This window comes from Bifidobacterium choloepi, from assembly GCF_010667615.1.
GTDB classification, from domain to species: Bacteria; Actinomycetota; Actinomycetes; order Actinomycetales; family Bifidobacteriaceae; genus Bifidobacterium; species Bifidobacterium choloepi.
The window spans coordinates 370,245-394,973 of sequence record NZ_VYSG01000001.1 but is presented as its reverse complement, the minus strand read 5'-3'; the positions used below and the strand labels follow the sequence as shown (position 1 = coordinate 394,973).

Here is a 24,729-nt window from a genome sequence, read left to right as displayed (position 1 = left end):
CCAAACCTCCCCGGCGGCAAATCTTGCGACGACGTCGCTCAACTTGGACAGATGTCACAAAACTCGAGCCTGTAGCTCGGGTTTTGTGACATCCAAAAGATTCAGCACACCAGCGAGGCGGCGGCGCGGTCGGTGAGCCAGAGGAGGTCGGTGCGGGCGGCGGCGAACGAGGCGGGGGCGTGAGGGTCGGCGTGGCCGAGGAACGTGACGGCGACGGCGTCGGCCTTCTTCTCGCGCGATGCGCAGATCCACGTGCGCTCGCTGTTCGCGATCATCGGCACAGTGAACGTCAGCCGCAGCGGCGGCAGCTTCGGCGAATCGGCCACGCCAGTCACGAGGACGGACGGATCGTCCATCGTCACCTGCGGCAGGTCGGGGAACAGCGACGCGAAATGGCCGTCGGGACCCAGGCCGAACATCGCGATGTCGAGCGACGGACGGTCGCCGAGCTCGGCGACCAGTTCGCGCTGGTAGTCGGCGGCGGCCGCGGCGAGTGCCTCGGCGTTCTCGTCGGCCGACGCGGCGGCGACGGCGCTTGCCGGACGCCGGTCGGCCGGCATCTCGTGGATCTGCGCTTCCGTCATCCGTCCGGCCTCGACGAGCCCGTCGAGCAGCGCCTCGCGGGCGCCGACGGCGTTGCGTTCGGGACTGTCGGCGGCGACGAACCGCTCGTCGCCCCACCACACGTGCACATGCGACCAGTCGACGATGTCGAGCAGTTCGCTGCCGGCGATCGCCCGCAGGATGGCCGTGCCGTCGGTGCCGCCGGTCACGGCGATGTCGACGCGGTCGCGGCCGGGCTCGGCGAGCAGGCCGCTCAGCGTGAGCAGCGTGCGCTCGGCGACGGCGTCGGCCATCAGTTCGGGAGTGGGGTAGGCGATAATCCGTCGGTGGGCAGTCATCGATGACGTTCCCTTCTTAGTTACCAATCTGTTTGTCTGCACTGTGCACGATTCAACCCGACAAGTCTGGGAACTGTCTGGAATGGTCGTGCATCACGGATGGATGAGGTCCCAGCCCTTCGTGATGACTTCGCGGTAGATCTCGTCGGGGTAGAGGCGGCCGAGTTCCTCGCTCAGGCACTCTTCCAGCGTGCGCGTGGGCACCGGAATGGCCTGCGGCGACTGGCCCGGCACGTTGACGGTGGCCAGGCCCTGGTCGGCGGGACGGCGTTCCAGCGACACGACGCCGTCGTCGCGCGTCATGTAGACGCCGGTGACGGCAGTGGCTTCCGGCTCGGTTTCCAGCACGACCGGCACGTTGAGGCACAGTCGCAGCCAGGCGGCGAGCAGGTCCATCGGCAGGAAGTTTTCCGGACCGGTCACGCGCACCGACTTGATCGGCAGGTGCGGCGGCTGGTCCAGCAACGACGCGAGCATGGCGCGCCAGACGGTCAGGCGCGTCCACGACATGTCGACGTTCTTCGACGACATGTTGCGGCGCAGGTCCTCCATCGTGCGCATCGGGTTCGACGAGCGCTGCGCGTCGGTGATGCGGCTCGTCGCCATCGCGCCGAGGCGGTTCCTCGACGGGTTGGCCGGCGCCTCGGTCGGCCACCAGGCGACGACCGGCGCGTCCGGGACGAGCAGCGGGATGACGAGCGTGTCCTCGTGGTGCACGAGACCGCCGCGCGGGCGCAGCACGATGATCTCGCCGGCGCCGGCGTCCGCCCCGATGCGCACTTCGGCGTCGAGGAACGTCGCGGTGCCCGCGTCGTGCTCCTCCTTCGTGACGGTGCGCGTGCTCGGCGCGATCGCGATGACGCGGCACGGATGCTCGCGGCTCGCCTCGTTGGCGAGGCGCAGCGACTCCTCGAGATTGTCCTCGTCGGTCATGATGACGAGCGTGAGCACGCGGCCGAGCACGGCCTCGCCGCGCTCCTCGTGCAGGTCGTTCAGCTTCGCCGAGATCTCGTTCGTCTCGGTGTCCTTCATCGTGATGATCACGGCATCCTCCATCGACGTCCATCGCGGGCGAGCATCTCGTCGGCTTCCTCCGGGCCCCACGTGCCGGCACGGTACGGTTGCGGCTGGCCGAGCGTCGACCAGAAGTCCTCGATCGGGTCGAGGATCTTCCAGCTCAGGTTGACTTCCTCGGTCGTCGGGAACAGCGGCGGGTCGCCGAGCAGCACGTCGAGGATGAGCCGTTCGTAGGCTTCCGGCGAGCTTTCCGTGAACGAGCGGCCGTACGAGAAGTCCATCGAGACGTCGCGCACTTCCATCGACGATCCTCCCGGCACCTTCGAGCCGAAGCGGATCGTGACGCCCTCGTCGGGCTGGATGCGGATGACGATCGCGTTCTTGCCGAGCTCCTGCGTGGCCGTCGACTCGAACGGCAGGTGCGGCGCCGGCTTGAACACGACGGCGACTTCGGTGACGCGACGGCCGAGGCGCTTGCCGGTGCGCAGGTAGAACGGCACGCCGGCCCAGCGGCGCGTGTCGATATCGAGGCGGATGGCGGCGTAGGTTTCCGTCGTCGAGTTCGGGTCGATGCCCTTTTCCTCGAGGTAGCCGCACACTTCCTCGGAGCCCTGCCAGCCGGCGGCGTACTGGCCGCGAGCCGTGTGGGCGGCGAGGTCCTTCGGCAGTCGGACGGCGGACAGCACCTTCGTCTTCTCGGCCGTCAGGTCGGCGGCGGCGAACGAGATCGGCTCCTCCATGGCGGTCAGCGCCAGCAGCTGCAGCAGGTGGTTCTGGATGACGTCGCGCGCGGCGCCGATGCCGTCGTAGTAGCCGGCGCGGCCGGCCACGCCGATGTCCTCGGCCATCGTGATCTGGACGTGGTCGACGTAGTTGTTGTTCCAGATCGGCTCGTACATGCTGTTGGCGAACCGGAGCGCGAGGATGTTCTGGACCGTCTCCTTGCCCAGGTAGTGGTCGATGCGGAACACCGACTGCGGGTCGAACACCTCGGAGACGAGTTTGTCGAGTTTCTTCGCGCTCTCGAGATCGTGGCCGAACGGCTTCTCGATGATGACGCGGCGCCACGCGCCCTCGGTCGAATGGGCCAGGCCGCAGCGGGCCAGCTGGCGGGCGACGATCGGGAAGTCGCGCGGCGGCACCGACATGTAGAAGGCGTGGTTGCCGCGCGTGCCGCGGTCGCGGTCGAGTTCGGCGACCGTCGTCGACAGCCGGTCGAACGCGTCCTCGTCCTCGAACGTGCCCCGCACGAAGCGGATGCCCTTCGCGAGCTGCTGCCAGGTCATCTCGTCGAACTGCGTGCGGCAGTGGGCCTTGACGTTCGTCTTGACGAAGTCGCGGAACTCCTCCTCGCTCCAGTCGCGCCGGCCGAAGCCGGTCAGGCCGAAGCTCGGCGGCAGCAGGCCGCGGTTGGCGAGGTCGTAGATCGCCGGCAACAGCTTCTTGCGGGACAGGTCGCCGGTCACGCCGAAGATGACGATGCTGCACGGGCCGGCGATCCGCGGCAGCCTCAGGTCGCGGGGGTCGCGCAGCGGATTGTGCCACGGCTCGGTCGCCCCGGCGGAATTGGACGGTTGTTCACTCATGTGTGCCATCCTACTCGCGTCGCCGATCGGCGCCTGCGGCCCGTCGCGACCGGCGGGACAGCATCGCGCGAATCGTCAGCCGGTTGCCCTGGCCGGCCGGCACGAGCGGGCAGCCGGCGCAGATCAGCGAGTCGGGATCGGGGTCGCATGCTCCCGTCGAGCAACCCTTCGTCAGCTCGACGACGTCGAGCGTGCCCTTCCGGCGCGCATAATCGACGATCTGCTCGATGAAATCACGCGGCAGCTTGCGTTTCCTCGCGCACTCGCCGACCGTCATGCCGTGCCCGAGGTCGTCGACGACGAGTTCCATGACGGAAGGACGATTCGCGCGCGTGGTTCCGTCGCGCGAATCGTCCCCTGTCTTGCGAAATCCAGTCATGGGCCCGGCCTAGATGATCAGCCGCAGCAGCTGGAAGGCGACGACGGCGAGAATGTAGGCGGTCACGAGGCCCAGGCCGACGGTCTGCGCGGCGATCTTGCCGCCGTATTGTCGCTTGAGCTCGGCGACCGTCGCCAGGCACGGCGTGTAGGCGAGCGTGAACAGCAGGAACGCGATCGCCGCCGCCTTGCCGTGCCCGCCGGAACTTTCCTCGAACGAGTTCGCGATCGCGGTGCCGAGCGAGCCGGAGCCTTCCTCGGCCTCGGTCTCGTCGCCGGTGTCGATCGCGTACGACTGCGACAGCGAGCCGACGACGACTTCCTTGGCGACGAAGCCGGTCATCAGCGCGGCCGACGCATGCCAGTCGTCGAAGCCGGCCGGCTTGAAGACCGGCGCGATCGCGTCGGCGACGACGCCGTAGACCGACTCGTGCACGTCCTCGACGTCGCCGAACGAGCCGGCGCTGGCCGTCGCCGGAATGCCCTGCAGCACCCAGACGATGACGATCATCGTGACGATGATCGACGAGGCGCCGCGGATGAAGCCCCACAGGCGGGCCAGCACCGACTTGACGAGCACGAGCAGGCGCGGGCACTGGTACGGCGGCAGGCTCATCGCGAACGGCTCCGGCTCGAGCGAATGGAACTTGACCTTGCGCAGCAGGATGCCGACGGCGAGAATCAGCACGATCGAGAACACGTACATGCCGAACACGACGAGGCCGGCCTGCTCGCGGAAGAACGCGTAGGCGAGCACGAGATAGACCGACAGGCGCGCCGAGCACGAGCTGAACGGAATGAGCATGCCGGTGAGCACTCGCTGGCGCGAGTCCGGCAGCGTGCGCGTGGCGGCGAGCGCCGGCAGGTTGCAGCCGAAGCCTACGACGATCGGCAGGAACGCGCGGCCGTCGAGGCCGACGAGGCGCATCGCGCGGTCCATGACGAACGCCGCGCGCGCCAGGTAGCCCGAATCCTCGAGCAGCGACAGCAGGATGAACATGATGCCCATCGGCGGAATGAACGTGAGCACCGTGACGATGCCGTCGAGCAGGCCGTCGACGAGCAGGCCGTGCAGCCAGCCGTCCGCGGCGTCGGGACCGAACAGCGCGAACACCTGGTCGATGCCGCCGGTGATCCAGTCGCGCACGTCGCCGTCGATCCAGTCCTGCGCCGGACCGGCCAGCCACGTCGTCGCCTGGAAAACGAGGAACATGACGGCGAGGAAGACGACGATGCCGCCGACCGGATGGAGCAGCACGCGGTCGATGCGGTCGGAGAACGTCGAACGCTCGCGGTCCTCGAGGTTGATGTCCGCGATGACGCAGGCGGCCCAGTCGAAGCGTTCGTCGGCGCGGCCTTCCACCCACTGCTTGACGTCGACTTCCTGCGGGTCGACCGGGTGCAGCCCGGCGGGCATCGGCGTGCCGGCGAAGCTCTCGTTGATGACCTGCATCAGGCGGGCGGTGCCACGTCCGGTACGGCCGTCGACCTGGACGACCGGCACGCCGGACAGCGCGCGGGACAGCGCCTTCGGATCGACTTCGGCGCCGTTCTTCGCGGCGAGGTCGTTCATCGTCAGCGCGACGACGGTCGGCCGGCCCAGTTCGAGAATCATCGCGAGGAAGTACAGCGAACGGGCAATGTTCGTCGCGTCCAGCGTGGCGACGATGAGGTCCGGCTCGGCGTTGCCGTCGTTGCCGATCGCCGCCTGCGCGGCGACCTGCTCGTCGGGGGACAGCGGCAGCAGCGAATAGGTGCCGGGCGTGTCGATGAGGTCCCAGGTCTGGTCGTCGTACCGGTAGTCGCCGCGCTCGAGCAGGACCGTCGTGCCCGGCGCGTTCATCACGCGGGCACGGGCGCCGAGAATGGCGTTGAACATTGACGACTTGCCGACGTTCGGGTTGCCGATGAACACGACGCGCCGGTGGTGGGAGGCCATCGGCGTGGCGGCGTGGCCATGGGGATCCGCCGAATGGTCGCCGCCGGCGTGTTCCGCGCAGCAGTCGTCGCCGTGGCGTTCCGGCAGCAGTACGGCGAGGCCGCGGCGTCCTTCATGACATTTGGTGTTGGCCATCTCTCTTATTTCTCCTCGTTCGTCGCGGCGGTGATGGACTCGTCGTCGTCGCCGGCGGGTTCGGCCTTCCGGTCCTCTTCGGCCTTCCGTTCCTCTTCAACCTTCCAGTCGGCGGCCGTTTCGCGGTCGGCGGGGGAGGAGTGACGGTGGCCGGGATCGACGTAGATGTCGTCGGCCGGGGACGCGGTGCCGGCGTGCGCATCGTGCGCGACGGCGACTCCGATGGCGGCGGCCGTCTTGCCGTCGATGGCGATCCGTTCGTAGCCCTTCGCGACCACGCGGCCGCCGAAGTTCGCCTTCTGGATGACGCGGACGACGGTTCCGGAACGCAGGCCGAGCTCGAGCATGCGGAAGCGGTGGCGTTCGTCGAGGCCGATCGACTCGATGACGACGTCGACGCCGAGCGGCGCCGTGCGCACTGTCAGCCGGGCCGGCGACTGTGTGGGGGATTGAACAAGCATGGTTCCATTGTGACTGCGGCAATGCTCCATTTCAACAAAAAATGGATCCGGTTGGATCCATTTCAGTGCAGGGCCACCGTTCGGGCTGCTCCATTTTGTTGGCGACAATCAGGAATGATTCCCGCGATCGCATGGTTCCCGCGAGCTTTTGGCCCGTCCCGCCGCCAGCGCAATCCTGCTCCATTTTGCCGGCGCAACCCCGTTCGCCCGTCTTCACGATATGGACACAGGACCTTGTCGTGTCGCAATCACGCGATCGGCTCGCGAGATTGCGACACGACGGGAGCGGCCGGGAGCGCGACCGTCTACTGCTCGCGGCAGGTCTGGCCGAGGGCGCGGGAGAGGGCGGCGACGTCGAGCAGCTCGTCGAGCTTGCCGGCCGGCAGGTCGGTGCGCTCGGCGGCGACGTCGCGGATCGTGCGCTGCTCGGCGACGGCCTGTTCGGCAATGCCCATCGCCTTCTCGTAGCCGAGCGTGCCGTTGAGCGCCGCCGACAGCGACGGCGACTGCTCGGCGTACAGCCGGCCGATCTCGGCGTTGATCTCGATGCCGTCGATGCACTTCGTGCGGAACATGTCCATCGCGTTGATGATCAGCGTCATGCCGGTCAGGATCTCGTGGATGATGACCGGGTCGAACGCGTTGAGCTGCAGCTGGCCCTCGGCGCACGCCCAGTTGACGGTGACGTCCATGCCGAAGACGGTGAAGCAGCACTGGTCCACGCATTCGGGGATGACCGGGTTGACCTTCGCCGGCATGATCGAGCTGCCTGCCTGGCGCGCCGGCAGGCGCAGGTCCTCGAAGCCGGCGCGCGGGCCGGAGTTGAGCAGGCGCAGGTCGTCGGCCGCCTTCTTCAGGTGCACGGCGAGGTTCTTCAGCGTCGCCGACGCGGCGATGTATGCCGACATGTCGGTGACCGAGGCGACCGGATCGTGCGCGGCGACGACCGGCAAGCCGGTCAGCTCGGCGAGATGGCGCGTGGCGGCCTCGCGGAACCGCAGGTCGGCGCAGATGCCGGTGCCGATCGCCGTCGCGCCGAGGTTGAGGTCGCACAGCTGCGGCACGAGCATGTCCATCGCCTTCAGGTCGAGCTTCATGAACGACGCGAACGCGTGGAACTCCTGGCCGTACGTCATCGGCACGGCGTCCTGCAGCTGCGTGCGGCCGAGCTTGACGTCGGTGACGTGGCGGTCGGCGAGCTCGTGGAACGCCACGCGCAGCTTCTCGCACGATTCGCGCAGCGAATCGAGCCCGCGGGCGATCGACAGCTTGCAGGCCGCCGGATACGTGTCGTTCGTCGACTGCGACTTGTTGACGTCGTCGTTCGGATGGATGGTGGCGTAGTCGCCGCGCGGACGGCCGGCGAGCTCGAGGGCGCGGTTGGCGACGACCTCGTTCATGTTCATGTTCATCGACGTGCCGGCGCCGCCCTGCAGCACGTCGACCGGGAACTGGTCGGCGAGCTTGCCGGCCTCGATCTCCTTGCAGGCCTCGATGATGTAGCCGGCCTTCGTCTCGTCGAGCAGGCCGAGTTCGCGGTTGGCCATCGCGCAGGCGCGCTTGATGACGGCGTACGCCCGCACGAGCGCCGGATGATCGGCCTCCGGAATGCCGGAAACCGGGAAGTTCTCGATCGCGCGCTGCGTGTGGATGCCCCAGTACACGTTCGACGGAACGCCCAGCGGTCCAATGCAATCGTGTTCGAGCCGCATCTCTGTCATCGTCGTTGTTCTCGCTTTCGACCGGCACCCGCCGGCCATGTCCAATATTCAATGTCCGCCGTCCAGTGTGCCCCGACCGTTGGAACAACTTCCCCGACGAAACGCCGGCCCGCGTCCGTGCCGACTTTGCCGGGAGCTGATTGTGGCGAGTCGTTGGCAATGTGAAGGTTGAATGAAGGTATGGAAACGATGAACATTCACGATACCAACTTCACGTCGTCCGAGCCGATCTACGACTTCTTCGTCGCCGGCCCGTTCTTCACCCATCCGGAAATGCAGAGCATGGAACGCCTCGAGCACGTGCTGACGGTCCGCCACAAGCGCCTGTTCATGCCGCGCTTCGCCGCCGACCTGTCGACGGTCGGCCCCACGCAGTGCTTCAACGTCGACCTGCAGGGCATCCGCAACTCGCGCGCCCTGATCGCCAACGTCATGGACACCGATCCCGGCACGATGTTCGAGATCGGCTACGCCTACTCGCTCGGCAAGCCGGTCTACGTCTACGCCGAGGGCATCCAGCCCGGCGCGAAGATGAACCTGATGATCGCGCAGGCCGCGACCGTCATCCTCACCGGGCCGGCCGACCTCGAGGCGCTGCTCGACTCCGGCAAGTTCGAATCGGTCGAGGTCACGCAGTACTGACCGACCGTCTCGCGGAAACACCGACTGTTTCCCTGCCGCGGCCCCTCCCGATGTCATCGGGAGGGGCTGCGGCGTTCGGGCGGGCAGCGGCCGTCCATCATCCGCACGGAGGATGCATTGCCGGGCGCGGACATGACAAGATGGGGGCATTCACCCTGTCCGAATCGACCCATGGAAGGCGACTGTCGTGCGACTGGTCCTGCGCTACATCCGACCGCAATGGAAACTCGCGACGCTGATCGTCGTGCTGACCGCCGTCAACGCCGTCGCGTCGCTGCTCATCCCGACGTACGCGGCCGACCTCATCGACGAGGCGGCGGCCGGCGGCGGTTTCTCCGCGATGGCGACGAGCTGCCTGCTGATGGCCGTCGCCAGCCTCGTCGCGTCCGGCACGGCCATCTGGAGCGGCTACGCCGTCGCGAAGCTGTCGGCCCGCGTCGCCAGGGACATGCGCGACGACCTGTACGCCAAGTCGCTCGAGCTGTCCGCGTACGACTTCGCGCAGTTCGGCCTCGCCTCGATGACGACGCGCACGATGTCCGACATCAACGTCATCCAGGTCGCGCTGTCGGACTTCAACTTCATGATGCTGCCGGTGCCGTTCATGGTCGGCACGTCGCTCGTGCTCTCGTTCCGCATCTCCGCGCGCATCGGCTGGCTGCTGACGGCGGCGATGGCCGTCGTCATCGTCCTCGGCGTCGTCATCCTCACCGCCGCCTCGCCGCTGTACCGGAGACTGCAGAAGCTGCTCGACAGGATCGGCGCCGTGCTGCTCGAGAACCTGACCGGCGTGCGCGTCGTGCGCGCGTTCGGCAGGGAAGCCGACGAGGAAGCGCGCATGGACCGCACGTTCGCCGACTACGCGACGACATCGATCCGCGCGAACCGCATGTTCGCCAACCTCGACGGCCTGTCGTACCTGGCCATCAACCTGTTCATCGCGCTGATGCTGTTCGTCTCCGGCCACTACATCGCGCTCGGCGAGTTCCAGATCGGCGGACTGGTCGCCCTGTCCGAATACGCCGTCATGTGCCTGTTCTTCCTGATGATGGCGCAGATGATGATCGCGATGCTCCCGCGCGCCCTCGAATGCGCGCGCCGCGTCGACGAGGTGCTCGCCTGCACGCCGTCGATCGCCGACCCCGACGATCCCGTCGACATGGCCGGGGCGGCACCGCTCGCCGACGGCGAGGTGCTGCGCTTCGACAACGTCGGCTTCCGGTTCCCGGACGCGTCCGAGGATGCGCTGTCGGCCGTCTCGTTCAGCTGCTCGGTGGGGAAGACGACGGCGGTCATCGGCGGCACCGGCTCCGGCAAATCGACCGTCGCCATGCTCGCGCTGCGCTTCCACGACGCGACGACCGGCCACGTGCTGCTCGACGGCGTCGACGTCAAGGCCATGCGGCAGGCCGACCTGCACCGTCACGTCGCCTACATCCAGCAGCGGGCGTGGCTGTTCTCCGGCACCGTCGGCGAGAACCTGCGGCACCGTTCCGACGCCGCCGGCCTGACCGAGTTGCGACGCGCCCTCGACGTCTCGCAGTCGGCCCCGTTCGTCGGCGACATCGCGAGCGATCCTTCCGTCCTGGCCCGGCCCGTGGCCCTCGGCGGATCCAACTTTTCCGGCGGCCAGCGCCAGCGCCTGTCGATCGCCCGCGCACTCGTCGGCCCCAGCCAGCTCGTCGTCTTCGACGACTCGTTCTCGGCCCTCGACTTCGCGACCGACGCGGCGCTGCGCCGGGCCCTGAAGGAGGAGATGGGCGACAAGGCCGTGCTGATCGTCGCCCAGCGCGTCAACACCATCCGCCACGCCGACCACATCGTCGTGCTGTCGGACGGCCGTGTCGCCGGCCAGGGCACCCACGACGAACTGATGGACCACTGCGACGTCTACCGCGAAATCGTCGCCTCGCAAACCCGGGAGTAGGAGAGTCATGACCAACGCCACCGACGAATTCGTCGAGGACCTGCGGGCCGACGAAACCGCCATGCTCGCGCAGCGCGACGCTGTCGAGGAGCCAAGCGGGGCGCCAAAGCACGCCTGGGCCACGACGAAGCGCCTCGCCAGGCAGTTCTCGAACCAGCGGCTGCGCCTGGCCGCCGTCCTCGTGTCGACGGTGCTGTACACCGGCTTCCACGTCGCCGGCCCGGCATACAGCGCGATCGTCATCAACACGCTCTGGGCCGACATCCAGCGCAGCTGGACGACGGGCGAATCGTTCAAGCTGACGTTCGCCAACGGCAGCGCCGGCCTCGCGATCGCCGTCTACGCCGCCATCCTGCTGCTCGAATGGCTGTTCTACTACATCCAGATCCTCCTCGTCGCCAGCGTCGCCGAGAAACTCAACCTGACGCTGCGCGAGCAGATCGCCGCGAAGCTGGGGCGCCTGCCGCTCGGCTGGTTCGACGACCACCGTCCCGGCGAGACGCTCAGCCGCGTGACGAACGACCTCGACCGCATCAGCGAGACGATGCAGAACGGCCTCGTCCGGCTGTTGCAGGCCGTCCTCAACACCGTCGTCGCGCTTGTCATCATGGCCTACTACTCGTGGGTCCTCACGCTTGTCTTCCTGCTATTCGTCGCCCTCAACCTGCTCATCACGAAGAGCGTCGCCGAGAAGAACCTCGCCGCCGCCAGCCGTCGCCAGCGGCTCGTCGGCGAACTGACCGGCATGGCCGAGGAATACTACCAGGGCCGCCAGGTCATCAAGGCGAGCAACCGCGAAGCCGCGAGCCGCCGCGACTTCGGCAGGCTGACCGAGCAGGTGCGCGAGGTCTCGCAGTACACCGACTTCCTGACGAACTGCGTCAATCCGCTCGTGCGCATGGTCAACCGCTTCGCGCAGGTCGCCATCGCGCTGCTCGCCGCCTGGATGATGGCCGGCGGCCGCATGTCGATCGGCGTCGCCCAGGCCTACTTCCAGTACGTCGTGCAGATCGGCGAGCCGATCACCGAGGCGACGTTCGTCGTCAACTCGCTGCAGTCGTCGCTCGCGTCGGCCGAACGCACGTTCGAGCTGCTCGACGCGCCGGAGGAACGGCCGGACCCGGCGCCCGGCGACGCGCTCGCCATCGACGGCCCGGTACATGGCCGCGTCGAGTTCGCCGACGTGAGCTTCGGCTACGATCCGTCCGCCCCGCTGATGCGCGGCGTCTCGTTCGTCGCCGAACCGGGCACGAAAGTCGCGATCGTCGGCCAGACCGGCGCCGGCAAGACGACGCTCGTCAACCTGCTGCTGCGGTTCTACGAGATCGACGGCGGCGCGATCACGCTCGACGGCGTCGACACGGCGAGGATGACGCGGGCCGAGCTGCGCTCGCATTTCGGCATGGTGCTGCAGGACACGTGGCTGTTCGGCGGCACCGTCGCCGAGAACATCGCCTACGGCCGGCCGGACGCCAGCCGCGACGAGATCGTGGCCGCCGCGAAGGCCGCGCACGCCGACTTCTTCATCCGCACGCTGCCGCACGGCTACGACACGATGCTGGACAACGAGGCCGCGAACCTGTCCGCCGGCCAGTGCCAGCTGTTGACAATCGCCCGCGTGTTCCTCGCCGACCCGGCCATGCTCGTCTTCGACGAGGCGACGTCGTCGGTGGACACGCGCACCGAGGCGGCGATCTCGCACGGCATGGACGCGCTGATGAAGGGCCGCACGAGTTTCGTCATCGCCCACCGCCTGTCGACGGTGCTCGACGCCGACCTGATCCTCTACATGGAACACGGCGACATCCTCGAGCACGGCACGCACGCCGACCTGATGGCGCGGAACGGCCGCTACGCCGCGATGTACAACGCCCAGTTCGCCTAGGCCGCCTTCGGCTTCGGCGTCCATGCGAGGTCGTCAAGCAGGACCTCGGTCCAGCGCACGACCTCGTCACTCGTCATCGGCTTCGAGCCGAGCGACCCGGCGAACGGGGCCGGCACCGTCACCTGATGCGTCACCGGACGGTACTGGGCGCCGTGGTAGATGCGCTTGATGCGCATCTGCACCGAATCGGGAGGATCGATCCTGCCGATGCGCACCGTGCGGCCCTGCGAGAAGATCTCGGTGATGCCCAGCGCGCGGGCCTTCTCGCGAAGCCGCGCGATGTCGAACAGCGCGTCGAACTCGGCCGGCGGCTCGCCATAGCGGTCGCGCAGCTCCTCGTGCAGGTCCTTCAGGTCCGCCTCGCCCCGCGCCGACGCGAGCTTGCGGTAGACCTCGAGGCGCAGCTTGTCCGAATCGATGTAGTCGACGGGAATGGAGGCCTCGACCGGCAGGTCGATCGAGACGGCGACCGGCTCGGCGGCAGCGCCGTCCGGTTCCTTCGCCTCCTCGATGGCCTGCGAGACCATGCGCACGTACAGGTCGAAGCCGACACCCTCGATGTGGCCGGACTGCTCGTCGCCGAGCAGGTTGCCGGTGCCGCGCAGCTCCAGGTCCTTCATCGCGACGTCGAAGCCGGAACCCAGCGCCGTGTTCTGCGCGATCGTGACGAGGCGCTCGTGCGACTGCTCGGTCATCGGCCTGGCCGGATCGTAGAGGAAGTAGGCGTAGGCGCGTTCGTGGCCGCGGCCCACGCGGCCGCGCAGCTGGTGCAGCTGCGAGAGGCCGAACCGGTCGGCATGGTCGACGATCAGCGTGTTCGCGTTCGAGATATCGAGGCCGGTCTCGATGATCGTCGTCGTGACGAGCACGTCGATGTCGCGGTGCCAGAAGTCCTGGATGACCTCGTCGAGCTGCTTCTTGCCCATCTTGCCGTGGGCGATGCCGACCTTCGCCTCCGGCACGAGCTCCTGGATGCGAGCCGCCGTGCGCGAAATGTCCTCGACGCGGTTGTGCAGGAAGAACACCTGGCCGCCGCGCATCAGCTCGCGCCGGATGGCCGCCGCGACCGACGAATCCTCGTAGGCGCCGACATACGTCAGCACCGGCAGGCGGTCCTCCGGCGGCGTCGCCAGCGTCGACATCTCGCGGATGCCGGTGATCGCCATCTCGAGCGTGCGGGGGATCGGCGTCGCCGACAGCGACAGGACATCCACATTGGTGCGCAGCGCCTTGAGTGTCTCCTTGTGCTCCACGCCGAAGCGCTGTTCCTCGTCGATGATGACGAGGCCCAGGTCCTTGAACTTGATCGACGGGTTGAGCAGCTTGTGCGTGCCGATGACGACATCGACGGTCCCGTCCGCGAGGCCCTCTTCCGTCTCGCGGATCTCCTTCGCCGACTGGAAACGGCTCATCGCGCGGACGTTGACCGGGAAGCCCTCGAACCGTTCGGTGAACGTCTCGAGGTGCTGCTGGGCGAGCAGCGTCGTCGGCACGAGCACGACGACCTGCTTCGAGTCCTGCACGGCCTTGAATGCGGCGCGCACGGCGATCTCGGTCTTGCCGAAGCCGACGTCGCCGCAGATCAGCCGGTCCATCGGCAGCGGCTTCTCCATGTCGGCCTTGACGTCGTCGATCGTCGTCAGCTGGTCGGCTGTCTCCTGGTAGGGGAAGGCGTCCTCGAGCTCCTTCTGCCACGGCGTGTCCGGCGAAAACGCGAAACCCTTCGACCGCTGGCGCGCCGAATACAGCCTGATGAGGTCCTCGGCGACCTCGTGGACGTGCTTCTTCGCCTTCGCCTTCGTGTTCGCCCAGTCCGAGCCGCCAAGCTTGTTGAGCTTCGGCGCGTCCGAACCGATGTACTTGCTGACCTGGTCGAGCTGGTCGGTCGGCACGAACAGCTTGTCGGCCGGCGCGTTGCGCTTGCTCGGCGCGTACTCGATGACGAGATACTCGCGCGTCGCCTGGTTCTTGCCGGTGCCGGTCGTGCGCTGGCGCATCTCGAGGAACCGGCCGATGCCGTGCTGCTCATGGACCACGTAGTCGCCCGGCTTCAACTCCATCAGGTCGATCGCCTTGCGCCGCTTCTTCGGCGTCTTCGGACCGCCCGCCGCGCTCGCGTGGCCGGTGATGTCGCGTTCGGTGAGCACGGCCACCTTCGCCTTGCCGTCGACGAAGCCGTCGAACGCCATCGAGCGCACCGCGTCGAACCTGGTGATGCCGGCCGAATGCAGCATCCGGCGCAGCCTCGAGAGCGTGCCGTGACCGGCCGCCGTGATCGTCACCCGGTAGCCGTCGTCAAGCAGCCCCTGCAGTCCCGCCGTCGTCTTCGACTCGTCGCCGCGGAAGTTCGCCGGCGCGACGGCGCCGAGCTGCACGGCGCTCGACGACGACGAGTCGTCGACGGGAAAGCTCGTGACGTTCCACAGGTCGCGCTCGCTATACGCCAGCGACGCCGTGATTTCCCCGTAGTCGTAAAAGTTCGCGCGGTCGAACGAGATCGGCGCGCCGGCGCCGTGGCCGGAGGCGGCGACATGCCAGCTCGTCGCGAGGAACTCGTTCGACGTCTTGACGAGGTCGTCGACGGAACGGCGCAGCTTCTCCGGATCGCACAGCATGACGACGGCGTCCTTCGGCAGCATCGTCGTCACCGGCTCCATCTCGTCGACGAGCACCGGCATCAGCGCCTCCATGCCCTCGACCGGAATGCCGTCGGCGATCGAGGCGAGCATGTCGTCGGCGTTCGGAATGCGGCCGGCCAGCGCCTTCGCGCGGTTGCGCACGTCGTCGGTCAGCTGCAGCTCGCGGCACGGCGTCGCCCAGATGCGCCGGATCGGCTCGCCGTACGTGCGCTGGTCGGAGGCGTGGAATTCGCGGATCGAGTCGATTTCGTCGCCGAAGAACTCGATGCGCACCGGATGCGGCATCGTCGGCGGAAACACGTCGAGGATGCCGCCACGCACGGCGAATTCGCCGCGGTCCATGACGAGCTCGACGCGGGTGTACGCGTTGCGCACGAGCGCGGCCGCCGCGTCATCGAGCGAGACTTCCTCGCCGACGGCGAAGACGAGCGGCTCGACGTCGCCGATGCCCCTGACGACCGGCTGGATCAGCGAGCGCACCGGCATGACGAGGATCCTGATCGGGCCGAACATGTCGGAGCCTTCGCGCGGATGGACGAGCCGGGTGAACACGGCCATGCGGTTGGCGACGGTGTCGGCGCGCGGCGAGAGCCGTTCATGCGGCAGCGTTTCCCACGCCTGCAGTTCGGCGACGGTCGCCGGGTCGCCGTCGTACCAGCTGCGGATCGAGGCGACCATGTCGCCCGACTGCCGGTCGGACGGCACGACGACGACAACCGGCCGGCCGTGCGCCGTCGCGGCGGCGAGCGCCGGGCGGATGCCTTCCGGGGCGCCGACGAGGATCGTCGGGTCGGTGTCGTCGGCGTCCGGCTCGACGTCGCCGTCGGCGAGCCTGCGGAAGCCGGCGTCGCCGTCGGCGAGCTCGCCGACGAGCGCCGCGAGCGAGCCGTCGAGCGGCTCGGTGGTCGCGGTGTCGCTGCCGGCCGTTGCCGTGTCCTGCTTCGTGGTGTCCATGCGGTCTTGCCCCCTGTCAAACGATGGACGATGCCCGCTCCGCGGCGTTCCCGGCGACCGGGCGGCTGCGGGACGGGCCCTGATATTCGGTACGATTCGTCCGTCTCAGCGGGCGTTGTACTTGTCCTGCGCCTTTTGCAGGCCCTCGAACATGATCGCCTCGACGGCGTCGGCGCCGTCGGCGAGGAACGTCGGCATTTCCTTCTTCTGCGCCGCGTTGAAGCCGCCAAGCACCCAGTTGATGCTGTTCTCGTGGGCGTCGCCGCCGCGGTTGGAATGGCCGACGCCCATGCGCACGCGGTAGTACTCGGGCGTGTGCAGGCAGCGGTCGATCGACTTGATGCCGTTGTGGCCGCCGGCGCTGCCGCCCTTCTTGAGCTTGATGCGGCCGAAGACGAGGTCCATGTCGTCGTGCGCGACGACGATGTGGTCCGGCCTGATGTGGTAGTACTCGCTGATCGAGGCGACGGCCTGGCCCGAGTTGTTCATGAACGTCAGGGGCTTGGCGAGGAAGAACTTGCGCGACTGTCCTCCCAGCGACATCGTGCCCTTGCCGAGGTCGGCGAGGCCCTTGTGGTTCGAGAAGTTGACGGACCAGCGTTCGGCGAGTTCGTTCGCGACGGCGAACCCCATGTTGTGCCGGGTTCCCCGGTACTTGGATCCGGGATTCCCCAGACCGACGATCAGCCAGAATTCCGACGAAGCCATGACAATCTTTCCGTTCCACGTGGTTGAACAATTAATCGTCAGCCATCGTAGTGTCCAACTCTGACCGAGTGAAAACACTCGCCACGGGTCCATGCCGTAAGCTCGAGAGCATGACCGATCACGAATTCACCTATCGGCCGGCGACCGATGCGGATGCACCGCGAATCGCCGACATCTACAATGCCGCCGTCACCGCCGGCGGCGCTTCCGCCGACCTGACACCGCGCACGCTGGAGCAGCGCATCGACTGGATGCGCGAGCAGGACGCCGTCTACGTCGTCGAGGCACACGAACCCGACGCCGAGCACGGCACCGTCGTCGCGTTCGGCGCCTTCGGCCCGTTCCACGAGCGGGAAGGCTACCGCGGCGTAGACGACATCGCCTACTACGTCGATCCGGCATGGCGCGGCCGCGGCATCGGCGCGTTCACGCTCAAGACGCTCGTCGACGAGGCGCACAGGCACGACCTGCGCACGCTCGTCGCCGTCATCTTCGCGACGAACAAGGGTTCGCTCGCGCTCGTGAAGAAGTTCGGCTTCACCGAGTTCGGAGTCCTTCCCCTCGCCGCCCGCGACAGCACCGGCGAGCTCAAGGACATGAGCTACTGGTACCTGAACCTGCGATGATTCCCGATGCGCGGCGGCCCTCCGGCGAGCAGCCGAGTCGTATTGCGCATCGCTGCAAATGAGAAGACCGATGGTCCGTCCCCTTCAGGTGACGGACCATCGGTCATGGTCGTGGCCGGCTCGCGCTGCGCGCTCGCCGGCCACCGCTTCGCGGCTTCGCCGCTCGGCGACTCCCCCTGAAGAGGGAGCGGGCTCCCTCAAGGGGGGATTTTTATTCGTTCTCGAGTTCGAGGGCCTTGTTCAGGGCTTCCTCGAGCTGCTTCTGGGCTTCACCGTAGGCGGTCCAGTCGCCGTTCTTCATCGCGGTGTCGGCGTCCTTCATCGCCTGGGAGGCATCGGACAGCGCCGCCTTGAGGTCGGCGGAGACGGACGAATCGTTCGACGCGGAGCCGGACGACTCGCCCGACGAGCCGGAGCCGGACGAATCGTCGCCGGAGCCCGACGAGCCGGACGAACCCGACGACGTCGCGGAACCGGAGCCGTTGCCGGCGTCGCCGGCCTCGGCGCCGGAGTCGCCGCCGAAGACCTGATTGAGCGCCTCGTCGAGCGTGCCGGCGAAGCCGACCTGGTCGCCGAACGCGACGAGCACCTTCTTGAGCAGCGGATAACTCGTCGATCCGGACGACTGCACGTACACCGGCTCGACGTAGACCAGTCCGCCGCCGAGCGGCAATGTCAGCAGGTTGCCGCGGATGACTTCCGTCGAGCCCGACTGCAGCAGGTTGAGTTCCTTCGAGACGTCGGCGTTCGCGTTGAAGTTGTTCTGCACCTGGCCGGGGCCGGGCACGTTCGTGTCCTTTGGCAGCTCCTGGAGTCTCAGCGTGCCGTAGTTCGGCCCGACGACGCCGTCCGTCGACCCGGCGTCCGAGTCGACCGACAGGAAGCCGGTCAGGATCTCGCGCGTCGAGGAGCCGGCCGGAATGTACGTCGACGTCAGCGAGAACACCGGCTCGTCGGCGCCGCCGGTCTGCAGGGTCAGGTAGTACGGCGGCTGCAGGATGTCCTTCTTCTGGTCGGCCGACGACTCGGTCGGGTCGGTCGGCACCTGCCAGAAGTCCTCGCCGGAGAAGAACTGGCTGGCGCTCGTGACGTGATAGTCGGCGAGCAGCGAGCGCTGGACCTTGAAGATGCCCTCCGGATAGCGCATGTGGCTCATCAGGTCGCCGGACATCTCGTCGATCGAGTGGTACTGGCCGGGGAAGATGCTCGACCACGCCTGGATGAGCGGATCGTCGGTATCCCAGACATACAGGTCGACCGAGCCGTCATACGCGTCGACGGTCGCCTTGACCGAATTGCGCATGTAGTTGACGGAGCCGGAACCCAGCGAGCTGACCGTCGACGACGAGACCGTCGTCGAGTCCTCGGTCACGCTCGACAGGTCGGTCGTCTGCGCGTACGGATACATGTCGCTCGTCGTGTAGCCGTCGATGATCCACTTGACGCGTCCGTCAACAACGGCCGGGTACACGCGGCCGTCAAGCGTCAGGTACGGCGCGACCTTCGCGACGCGCTCCTTCGGCGAGCGGTCGTAGAGGATCTGCGATTCGCTCGTCACGCGGTCCGAGAACAGGATCTGGTCGGAACCGAAGCGGATGGCGTACAGCAGGCGGGAGAAGATGTTGCCGAGCGACGGGCCGCCGTCGCCAGTGAACGTCGTCGTCGCACCCTCGGAACCGGTCGGGTAGTCGAACTCCCAGCCCGTCGTGCCTTCCGGCGCACCGACGATCGAGTATTCGGGAGCCTCGGGGGAGAAGTAGATGCGCGGCTCGTAGTGCTGCGTCTCGGTCAGGTAGCCCTGCGTCGGGATGCCGTACTCGAAGAACTCCGGCTGGCCGTCGCTGGTCACCTTGTTGCCGTAGGCGGCGACGACGCCGTAGCCGTGCGTGTAGACGGTGTGGTCGTTGACCCAGTTGCGGTTGTCGTTGCCGGACAGGTCGAGCTCGCGGGCCGCGATGACGGTGTCCTGCGAGACACCGTCGATGTCGTACTTGTCGACGGCGAGCGTGTCGGCGAACGTGTAGTACTGCTTCATCTGCTGCAGCTGCTTGAACGTCGGAGAGACGATCTGCGGGTCGAGCAGGCGGATCTGCGCCGTCGTCTCGGTTTCCTGCGACAGCGCGCCCGACTCGGCCTTCGTCGTCGCGTCGTATTCCTCCGTGACGACGCCGTCGAGCCCGAACGCCGCGCGGGTGGCGTCGATGTTGCGCTGGATATACGCCGACTCCTTCTCCTGGGCGTTCGGCGTGACGACGAAGCGGCTCAGCAAAGCCGGATACAGCGTCGTCAACGCCAGCGAGACGACAATGAACGACGCGACCGCGATGGCCGGCACGCGCCATTCCCTCAGCGCCGACTTCACGTTCGTGAACTGCGTGGCCGCGCCGCCGACCGACAGCGACTTCGCCGTCATCAGCCACACGCCGACGAGGACGCCAAGCACGACGAGCAGGCCGGAGACGATGAACGTCGCCGGAATCGTCGCGTGGACCGTCGTGTACGTGGCGCCGGTGATGCGGTCGCCCTCCTCGGTCAGCGTGTCGAAGACGCCGAGCGCCATGTTCGCGGCGACGGCGATCATCGTCAGCATGAACCAGACGGCGACCTGGCGGCGAGCGTTCGCCGTCATCGCGAAGATCGAGCGGCCGCGGGCCGGCATCGCGAAGCGGATGCCGCTCATCGCGATGTTCGTGCCGACCGAGAAGACGAGCGCCATGACAAGCAGGATCGTGACGGCCGACATCACGAGCTTCAGTCCCGGCAGGACGAAGACGTAGAAGCCGATGTCGATGCCGAACTGCGGGTCGGCGGAACCGAACGACCGGTAGTTGAACATGAGCAGCAGCTCGGTCCAGTTGATGTTGAACTGCGAGCCGAAGATCGCGCCGACGACCAGCGAGCAGACAATCGCGATGCCGCGGGCCTTCCTCGAGCTGACCGACTTGCCGATCTCGATCGTGTCGCCGTTGACGCGGATCGTCGAGCCGTCGGCGAAATCGGGACGGGCATGGATGGCCAGATTCGCGCTCAGCGTCGTGATCGCGACCATCAGCAGCGCGTACGCCACCCACAGGCCCACGCGCGTGCCCAGCTGTGTCCAGATGACGCTCGAAAAGCCGAGCTGGTCGTACCACATGACGTCGGTGACGAAACGGGCCATGCCGAAGAACAGGCCGACGATGACGACGAGGGCGAGGACGACGCCGATGAGGATCTTCCAGCCGCGGTCGTGATGGCCGTGCGGGCGCTTCGGATGACGTCCGTCGCGCGTCAGGCGTGGACGGTTGTGCGGGGGATGGCCCGAACCACCGGCATTGCCGGAACCGGAGCGGCCACCGGACGGACGCTCGCCGTCCGTCTCGATGTCGACGACGATCGGCTCGTCGTCGCGCGAATCGTTGCCGGAGCCATGAGACGAGGCCCCGAAAGCGTCAAAAATATGCATTTTCCCAGACTACGCGAAGCAAACCTCCAGCGTCCCGCAAGGCGGCAAAGTCCCACACTTTCCCCACCAACCGGCTCCCGGCGCCACGAAACGCCAACGCGAAGCCCGTGCGGACGACGGCTGAACACGACGTCCCGGCCACCGCGATGTGCGACAATGGGCCCCATGACTGCACAGCATCCCGGATCCGGCAACGCCGGCCATCACGATTCCCACGACGAAGACGCCCGGAAGGCCCGGCATCCCGGTTCCGGCACGGCCGTCCGCCACGCGACGGACCGGCCGCGCTCGCCGCTGCGCACGGCGCTGTTCGTCGCCACGACCGTCGTCGTCGCCGTGGCGCTCGTCGTCGGCGTCTGGTTCTTCGGCGGCCGCACGTGGCTGCGGGCGCAGGCGGCGAAGGTCAGGGATTCGGCCGCCGAGCTGTCGCAGGACATCGAGCGGCAGACGTCGCCGGACAAGGACGACAAGAACGGCAAGGAGGCGACGGCCTCGCCGACGACGGCCGCCGGCCTCGCCGAACAGGCCGTCGACGGGATGACCGTCGAGGAACAATGCGCCCAGCTCGTCATGATGCCGCTGAGCTATGGCGAGGACCCGTCGGCCGTCGAGGGCTACGTCAAGGACAGCAAGGTCGGCTCGGTGCTGCTGATGGGCAACTGGACGAGCGGCACGGCCGGCGTCAAGCAGGCGACGGCGGCGCTGCAGTCCTACGCCACCGGCTCCGGCCAGATTCCGCTGTTCATCGCCGTCGACCAGGAAGGCGGCCAGGTCCAGCATCTGAAGGGTGCCGGCTTCTCGACGATCCCGAGCGCCTACGAGCAGGGCCAGATGTCGGTCGGGGAGCTGCGCGAATACGCCCAGCAGTGGGGTGGCCAGCTCGCCACGGCCGGCGTCAACATCGACCTGGCGCCGAGCGTGGACACCGTCGTCATCGACCGCGCCTCGAACGCGCCGATCGGCGCGCTCGACCGCGACTTCGGCCTCGACGCCGACGGCAACGCCGAGCACGCCGTCGCGTTCATCCAGGGCATGGCCGCCGCGTCGGTCGGCACGGCCGTCAAGCACTTCCCGGGCCTGGGCGCCGTGACGGGCAACACCGACTTCACGTCCGGCGACGCCACCGTCGACACCGTCACGTCGGTCGACTCGATCCAGATGGACGCGTTCAAGAAGGCCATCCAGGACGGCGACCCCGACATGGTCATGATGTCGCTGGCCACCTACACGAACCTCGACCCCGACCATCCGGCCTGCTTCTCGTCCTATATCATCCAGGACATCCTGCGCAAGCAGATCGGCTACGACGGCGTCGTCATCTCGGATTCGCTGTCGGCGTCGGCTGTCTCCGGCTACGATTCGTCCCAGCTCGGCGTGCTGTTCGTCCAGGCCGGCGGCGACCTGATCTGCATCAACGACCGCTCGCTGACCGAGGACATCCTCGACGGCATGGTGGAGGAGGCGTCGCAAAGCACCGACTTCGCCGCTCAGGTCAAGGCGGCGGCCACGCGCGTGCTCACGCTCAAGTACCAGATGAACCTCGACCAGAAGAACCAGTGACCGATGGCCATCCGACGGGGTGACGGCGCCGGCACGGAACGGGGGAATCGTGCCCGCGGAACGGGGGAGAAGCCTTCCGTTACCGCTCACGGAACGCCGCTCGATTCTGCCGAAGGCCGCTTGCCTGTCGTCCAATTGAGGCACTACGCTTGGGCCTTGTCATCACAACCTAACATAAAGGAGTAGTTGTGGCTGCTATTGAAAGCGTTTACGCACGCCAGATCCTTGATTCCCGTGGCAACCCGACCGTCGAAGTGGTGCTGGACACCGAAGACGGCGCCCGCGGCCTGGGCCTGGTTCCGTCCGGTGCCTCCACCGGCGAGGCCGAAGCCTGGGAGCGCCGCGATGGCGACAAGTCCGTCTACCAGGGCAAGGGTGTCCTCAATGCGGTGAAGGCCGTCAACGACGAGATCGCTCCGAAGGTCATCGGCATGGATGCCACCGACCAGCGCGCCATCGACCAGCTCATGATCGACCTCGACGGCACCCCGAACAAGGGCCGCCTCGGCGCCAACGCCATCCTCGGCGTCTCCCTGGCCGCCATGTACGCCGCCGCCCAGTCGGCCGAGCTGCCGCTGTACCGCTACATCGGCGGCACCAACGGCCACGTCCTGCCGGTCCCGAACATGAACATCATGAACGGTGGCGCCCACGCCGACTTCGCCACCGACATCCAGGAGTACATGATCTCCCCGTACGGCTTCGAGACCTACTCCGAGGCCCTGCAGGCCGGCGTCGAGGTCTACCACACGCTGAAGAACGTCCTGAAGAAGCAGGGCCTGGCCACCGGCCTCGGCGACGAGGGCGGCTTCGCCCCGAAGATGAAGACCAACGAGGACTCCCTGAAGTACATCATGGACGCCATCTCCGCCGCCGGCTACGAGCCGGGCAAGCAGATCGGCATCGCCCTCGACGTCGCCTCCTCCGAGTTCTACAACAAGGAGACCGGCAAGTACCACTTCGACGGCGAGGACCGCGACTCGGCCTACATGCTCGACTTCTACGAGAAGCTCGTCGACGAGTTCCCGATCGTCTCCATCGAGGATCCGTTCCAGGAAGAAGGCTGGGAAGACTGGGCCAAGATCACCAAGGCCCTCGGCGACCGCCTGCAGTTCGTCGGCGACGACCTGTTCGTCACCAACCCGGTCCGCCTGGCCAAGGGCATCAACATGGGTGCCGGCAACTCGCTGCTCGTCAAGCTCAACCAGATCGGCACCGTCTCCGAGACCCTCGACGCCATCGAGCTGGCCACGAAGAACGGCTTCACCTCCATGGTCTCCCACCGTTCCGGCGAGACCCCGGACACGACGATCTCCGACCTCGCCGTCGCCAAGAACACCGGCCAGATCAAGACCGGCGCCCCGGCCCGCGGCGAGCGCATCGCCAAGTACAACCGCCTGCTCGAGATCGAGGAGGAGCTCGGCTCCACCGCGAAGTACGCCGGCTACAGCGCCTTCAAGGCCTGCAAGCAGTACATGTGATCAGGTGGCGCGCCGACGGCGTGTGAATCGTCCGGAATGCCGGAGACAAGTCCGGCCTGACCGGACGGTACCCACCCGGCCGGCCGCCCCGCGATGACGGTTTCGCCCGTCGCTTTCGCAAGTCGAAAGCGGCGGGTATTTTCGTTGTCTATGAGTCAGCGGAACCGAGCGAACAAGAAGTCGGAGCGCCAGCGGAGCGCCAGTGCCGGGCCGATCGCCTTCTTCGTGGCGCTGTTCATCGTCGCGCTCGGCGCCATCCAGCTGATCTCGACGTTCCACACGTACGCGCTCGACCTCGCCGACCTCAACGCCCTCAAGAAGGAAGAGGCGTCGCTGACGGCCCAGAAGCAGGAACTCGAGAACGACATTTCCCGCTGGAACGACCAGGCCTACGTCGTCGCCCAGGCGCGCGAGCGGCTCGGCTTCGTCTTCGAGGGGGAGACGCTCGTCAACGTCGAACATCCCGAAGCCGTGACCGGCGAGGGCACGACCGGCGACGATTCGTCGTCCTCGTCGTCCGAGACGACGCTGCCGTGGTACAACGAACTGGCGTACTCGATGCGCGAGGCCGACAAGGAGCCGGCGTCGACATCCTCGGATTCGTCGGATTCGTCATCGTCGTCGGCGACCTCGTCGCCGTCGTCGTCCGCGTCGCCGTCGGTGACGGACAGTTCCGACTCGTCGCAGTGAGCGGCCGGCGAACCGTGCCGTCTCTTGTCATGA

The 24,729-nt window shown here is 67.3% G+C and carries 17 protein-coding genes; 7 read left to right on the top strand and 10 right to left on the bottom strand.

What is annotated here, in order from left to right:
- Positions 1 to 101 precede the first annotated feature (101 nt).
- The 7 genes from pgl to F6S87_RS01600 form a co-directional block, all read right to left on the bottom strand.
- Positions 102 to 902, bottom strand: coding sequence for a 6-phosphogluconolactonase (gene pgl / locus F6S87_RS01630; RefSeq protein ID WP_163226925.1), 801 nt, complete (start codon positions 900 to 902; stop codon positions 102 to 104).
- Between the two features lie 93 nt (positions 903 to 995).
- Positions 996 to 1,946: a glucose-6-phosphate dehydrogenase assembly protein OpcA gene (locus F6S87_RS01625; protein WP_163226924.1), complete on the bottom strand. Its 951-nt coding sequence runs from the start codon at positions 1,944 to 1,946 to the stop codon at positions 996 to 998.
- Complete coding sequence (gene zwf / locus F6S87_RS01620) at positions 1,943 to 3,505, bottom strand: glucose-6-phosphate dehydrogenase (protein ID WP_163226923.1); 1,563 nt, start codon at positions 3,503 to 3,505, stop codon at positions 1,943 to 1,945. Before zwf ends, F6S87_RS01625 begins: the two co-directional genes overlap by 4 nt.
- A 10-nt stretch (positions 3,506 to 3,515) precedes the next feature.
- Entirely contained in the window at positions 3,516 to 3,884 is a 369-nt protein-coding gene (locus F6S87_RS01615; protein WP_163226922.1) for a hypothetical protein, read from the bottom strand.
- A 9-nt stretch (positions 3,885 to 3,893) separates the two neighbouring features.
- A complete protein-coding gene (gene feoB, locus F6S87_RS01610) occupies positions 3,894 to 5,822 on the bottom strand; it encodes a ferrous iron transport protein B (protein ID WP_407925108.1) in 1,929 nt (642 codons plus the stop codon).
- Between the two features lie 140 nt (positions 5,823 to 5,962).
- Positions 5,963 to 6,418, bottom strand: a complete 456-nt coding sequence (locus F6S87_RS01605) for a FeoA family protein (RefSeq protein ID WP_163226920.1) — start codon at positions 6,416 to 6,418, stop codon at positions 5,963 to 5,965.
- A gap of 305 nt (positions 6,419 to 6,723) precedes the next feature.
- Complete coding sequence (locus F6S87_RS01600) at positions 6,724 to 8,139, bottom strand: aspartate ammonia-lyase (RefSeq protein ID WP_163226919.1); 1,416 nt, start codon at positions 8,137 to 8,139, stop codon at positions 6,724 to 6,726.
- Positions 8,140 to 8,328: 189 nt separating this feature from the next.
- Between F6S87_RS01600 and F6S87_RS01595 the strand changes: the two genes are divergently transcribed.
- The 3 genes from F6S87_RS01595 (at position 8,329) to F6S87_RS01585 (ending at position 12,593) form a co-directional block, all read left to right on the top strand.
- Complete coding sequence (locus F6S87_RS01595) at positions 8,329 to 8,781, top strand: nucleoside 2-deoxyribosyltransferase (protein WP_163226918.1); 453 nt, start codon at positions 8,329 to 8,331, stop codon at positions 8,779 to 8,781.
- 187 nt (positions 8,782 to 8,968) lie between these two features.
- The gene (locus F6S87_RS01590) at positions 8,969 to 10,708 is read left to right on the top strand and encodes an ABC transporter ATP-binding protein (RefSeq protein WP_163226917.1); all 1,740 of its coding nucleotides are present in this window, start codon (positions 8,969 to 8,971) and stop codon (positions 10,706 to 10,708) included.
- A gap of 7 nt (positions 10,709 to 10,715) precedes the next feature.
- Positions 10,716 to 12,593, top strand: a complete 1,878-nt coding sequence (locus F6S87_RS01585; RefSeq protein WP_231129301.1) for an ABC transporter ATP-binding protein — start codon at positions 10,716 to 10,718, stop codon at positions 12,591 to 12,593.
- Here F6S87_RS01585 and mfd read toward each other — a convergent pair.
- A complete protein-coding gene (mfd, locus tag F6S87_RS01580) occupies positions 12,590 to 16,186 on the bottom strand; it encodes a transcription-repair coupling factor (protein WP_163226916.1) in 3,597 nt (1,198 codons plus the stop codon). The genes F6S87_RS01585 and mfd overlap by 4 nt on opposite strands.
- Before the next feature lie 105 nt (positions 16,187 to 16,291).
- On the bottom strand, positions 16,292 to 16,894 hold the full coding sequence (gene pth, locus F6S87_RS01575) for an aminoacyl-tRNA hydrolase (protein ID WP_163226915.1): 603 nt from the start codon (positions 16,892 to 16,894) through the stop codon (positions 16,292 to 16,294).
- Positions 16,895 to 17,004: 110 nt separating this feature from the next.
- Between pth and F6S87_RS01570 the strand changes: the two genes are divergently transcribed.
- Complete coding sequence (locus tag F6S87_RS01570) at positions 17,005 to 17,520, top strand: GNAT family N-acetyltransferase (protein WP_163226914.1); 516 nt, start codon at positions 17,005 to 17,007, stop codon at positions 17,518 to 17,520.
- Positions 17,521 to 17,731: 211 nt separating this feature from the next.
- Here F6S87_RS01570 and F6S87_RS01565 read toward each other — a convergent pair whose 3' ends face one another.
- The gene (locus tag F6S87_RS01565; RefSeq protein WP_163226913.1) at positions 17,732 to 20,965 is read right to left on the bottom strand and encodes a UPF0182 family membrane protein; all 3,234 of its coding nucleotides are present in this window, start codon (positions 20,963 to 20,965) and stop codon (positions 17,732 to 17,734) included.
- Positions 20,966 to 21,130: 165 nt separating this feature from the next.
- On the opposite strand from F6S87_RS01565, the gene F6S87_RS01560 reads away from it, so the two are divergent.
- From F6S87_RS01560 to F6S87_RS01550, 3 genes are all read left to right on the top strand, one after another.
- Positions 21,131 to 22,525 (top strand): glycoside hydrolase family 3 protein, encoded by a 1,395-nt coding sequence (locus tag F6S87_RS01560; RefSeq protein WP_163226912.1) that lies wholly within the window; start codon positions 21,131 to 21,133, stop codon positions 22,523 to 22,525.
- A 188-nt stretch (positions 22,526 to 22,713) separates the two neighbouring features.
- Positions 22,714 to 24,006 carry a phosphopyruvate hydratase gene (eno, locus tag F6S87_RS01555; protein WP_163226911.1) on the top strand — a complete coding sequence of 431 codons (1,293 nt, stop codon included), beginning with the start codon at positions 22,714 to 22,716 and terminating at the stop codon, positions 24,004 to 24,006.
- A 150-nt stretch (positions 24,007 to 24,156) separates the two neighbouring features.
- Positions 24,157 to 24,696, top strand: a complete 540-nt coding sequence (locus F6S87_RS01550; protein WP_163226910.1) for an FtsB family cell division protein — start codon at positions 24,157 to 24,159, stop codon at positions 24,694 to 24,696.
- The last annotated feature ends 33 nt before the right edge of the window (positions 24,697 to 24,729 follow it).